Origin of the sequence: Minwuia thermotolerans, assembly GCF_002924445.1 — a bacterium.
In the GTDB taxonomy this organism is placed as follows: domain Bacteria; phylum Pseudomonadota; class Alphaproteobacteria; order Minwuiales; family Minwuiaceae; genus Minwuia; species Minwuia thermotolerans.
The window spans coordinates 1-3,566 of the sequence record NZ_PIGG01000082.1 but is presented as its reverse complement, the minus strand read 5'-3'; the positions used below and the strand labels follow the sequence as shown (position 1 = coordinate 3,566).

At 69.7% G+C, this 3,566-nt stretch carries 1 protein-coding gene; it reads right to left on the bottom strand.

Annotated features, from left to right (window positions below; all coding sequences use genetic code 11):
• The coding region (locus CWC60_RS23160; RefSeq protein WP_420891182.1) for a beta strand repeat-containing protein at positions 1 to 3,566 on the bottom strand (3,566 nt) is incomplete at both ends.

The window sequence follows — 3,566 nt, the reverse complement described above, 5'->3', positions numbered from 1 at the left end:
TGCATGATCGAGGCGGTTTCGCCGGCCTCCACCGTGAAGGTGAAGCCGATGGTGTAGTTGTCGTTGCCGTTGACCAGACTGACGAGATCGGCCGAGTTGGCGGCGCCGATCCCTTCGAAGTAATGCAGCATGGTCGGGTCGGAGCCGCCATTGCCGTCGGCCGAATCGTCGGAAATGATGAACCGGTCGGTGTTGTCCGTCAGCGCGTCGCCGGAGCTGGTGTCGACCACGAAGGTGCCGCCGTCCGAGCCCAGATTGCCGCTGATCGTCAGGGTCACGGTCTGCTGCACGCCGGAGGTGTTGGTCACCGATTCCAGGAAGCGCGCGAAGCCCTCGTCGTCCGGCACGAAGAGCCGGCGGTTGAAGCTCAGCCCCGCAACGGATGTATCGGCCGTGCCCTCGATGGTGCGCCCGTCGGCGCTGGCGAACAGGGTGCTGCCCGTGTAGGTGGTGCTGGCCCCGCCGAAGACCCCGAAGGTGACGTTCTGGCCGTCGTCATAGGCGTCGTTGGTGCCGTTGATGATCGACAGATCCTGCTGGATATCCCAGAAGAAGCCCTCGCCGTCGGTCAGGTTGACGAAGGTGCCGGCATTGTTCGGCGTCGCGACGCCGGCGCCGCCCGCAATTGCGCCGCCCTGAAGGGCGCTGAAGTCGGCAGTGTCCGTGCCGCCGCCGCCATCCAGCGTGTCCGCGCCCTCGCTGCCGCCGAGCGTGTCGTCGCCCAGACCGCCGGACAGGCTGTTGTCCGCCGAATCGCCGGTGAGGGCGTCGGCCTGGTCGGAGCCGATGACATTCTCGACGCCCGTGATGACGTCCGAGCCGCCGCCGCCGTCCGTAGCCGTGCCGAGACCCAGGTCGACCGTCACGCCCGCGGTTTCGGCCGCGTAGTCGGCCGTGTCCACGCCGTCGCCGCCGTCCAGCGTATCGTCGCCCGCGCCGCCGTTCAGGCTGTCCGCGCCGGCCCCGCCATCGATGACGTCCGCGCCCGAACCGCCGTCCAGCGTATCCGCGCCATCGCCGCCCGAAAGCGTATCGGTTCCGTCGCCGCCGGAGATCGTGTCCGCGCCCGCGCCGCCGGCCAGCAGATTGGCCGCCGCGTCGCCGCCGATGGCGTCGGCGAAGCCCGAACCCGTCACGTTTTCGATGCCGGTCAGGCTGTCGGCGCCGCCGAAGCCGTCGCTGGCCGTTCCCGCCACAAGATCGACGCTGACCGCGCCTGTGTCCTCGGCAAAGTCCGCCGTGTCGATGCCGTTGCCGCCATCGAGCGTGTCGGCACCCGCACCGCCGGCCAGCGTGTCGCTGCCGTCGCCGCCCTGGAGGACGTCGTCGCCGGCCTCGCCCGCGATATCGTCGTCGCCGGCCTCGCCCTGGATGGTGTCGGCACCCGCGCCGCCGTCGGCGAGATCGTTGCCCGCGCCGAGCTGCAGCAGGTTGGCGGCCGCGTCGCCCTGAACCGTGTCGGCGAAGCCGCTGGCGACCAGGTTCTCGACGCCGGTGATGCTGTCATTGCCGACGCTGGCGTCGCCCGAAACCGTGCCCGCGCCGAGATCGGCGGCAATGCCGTTCGTGGCGCTGGCATAGGTCGCCGTGTCCGTCCCGTCGCCGCCGTCCAGCGTATCGTCGCCGGCGCCTGCGCTGGCGCCGGAGAGCGTGTCGTCGCCGGCCTCGCCGGACAGGCTGTCATTGCCGCCATTGCCGACCAGAAGATCGCCGCCCGCGCCGCCCAGCAGGGTGTTGGCATCGTTCGAGCCGGCCAGGCTGTCGTCATTGGCCGATCCGACCACCACTTCGAAATTGGCCAGCGCATCGGCGCCGCCCTCGCCGTCGCTTGCGACGCCGGCCAGCAGGTCGACCGAGACGGCGCCTGTCGAAGCCGAATAGTCGGCGGTATCGATGCCCGCGCCGCCATCCATGGAATCGTCGCCCGCGCCGCCGATCAGCGTGTCATTGCCGCTGGTGACGTCGTTGATGACCGCAGTCGAGGTCTCCAGCGCCGGTCCGCCCAGGAAGAAGCCCGTATTGCCGTTCGCCGTCTCGTCGGCGGTGAACTGCACCGGCAGATCGTGGAACTGGTAATAGAGTTCCAGTCCCGTCTCGTCGCCCACCAGCAGATCGTCATGCGCCCCGGCGATCTCGGCGTCGGTGCGCGCCACGGACCACAGCCGCACCTCGTCCATCGCGCCGGTATAGCTGGTGAAGGTATCGTCCAGGTTGCTTTCGCCCAGGAACAGCGGATCGCTGGTCGAGATGTCGACGCCGTCCAGCGACGAGATGTCGATCGTCTGATCCACCACCCCGTCGACCAGGATCGACATCAGCCCGTCGCGGTCGACGGTGACGGCGAAGTGCTGCGCCGTGCCGGCCAGCGAGAGCGCCGAACCGTCCAGCGTGATCACATTGCCCGCGCCGTCGGCGATCCGGGCGTGGGAGATGAGCCCGCCCTGACCGTCGGCGACGAAGCCGAAGAAGAAGCCCTTCTCGAAGCCGGCCTGATCGGCGCGCATGTCGAGGACGGCCATGTCGGCAGAGATTCCGGGCGTGAGCCAAGCTTCGAAACTGAGGTCGGAGGTGCCGGAGACGCCTTCGAGATTCGGCACGAACACCGCGTCGTCAACGCCGTCGAAGCCGAGCGCCTGGCCGCCATCGGCCGGATCGTCGCCCAGCAGAAGGTCGTTGCCGGCGCCGCCCTCGATCAGGTCGTCGCCCGCACCGCCGACCACGTCGTCATTGCCGTCGCCCGCCCGCAAGGTGTCGTTGCCGCCGCCGCCGGAGAGGAAGTCGGAGCCCGCGCCGCCTTCCGCGCTGTCGTCGCCGAGCTGGCCGAACAGCCCCTCGTTCCCGGCCGTGCCGGTCAGCGTGTCGCCGCCCGCGCCGCCGAACAGCGCGCCTTCGGCCGAACCGGCGTTCGCGGTCAGATCGTCGGCCTGGGCCGAACCCAGCACCGCCTCGATATCGGCAAGGACGTCGGCGCCCTCGCCGCTCGCCGTACCGGCGGTCAGATCGACGGTGACCGCGGAGCCCGCATCGGTGAAGTCCACGACGTCGAGATCGGCGCCGCCGTCCAGCGTGTCGTCGCCCAGGCCGCCGACCAGGGCGTCCTGGCCCGCACCGCCCGCGATCGCATCGTTGCCGGCCCCGCCGTCAACGAGATCGGAATCCGCGCCGCCATCGATGATGTCGTTGCCGTCATTGCCGAACAGGGCGTCCTGATCGGCATTGCCGGCGAGCGTATCGTCGAGGCTGGTGCCGAAGGCGACGTCCTCGGAGCCGCCGCCGATCAGTTCGATCGCCGCATCGGTCTTCAGCGCCGCGTCGATCAGCAGGAAGCTGGTCGCCGCCGCCAGCGCCGAGGCGTCGACGATGACATTGCCGGAATTGCGCAGGGTGTTGTCGCGCAGCTCGACCGTCGTCTCGAGGTCGGAGACCAGGGTGAGGCGTTCGAAATTGCTCGTGTTGGCAAGCTGATCGGCGGTGATGTCGCCGCCGCCCGAAACCCGCAGGTCGTCGGTGTCCGCGCCGCCGTCGAGGGTGTCGTTGCCGTCCAGGCGCGTCGTGTCGATCACGAA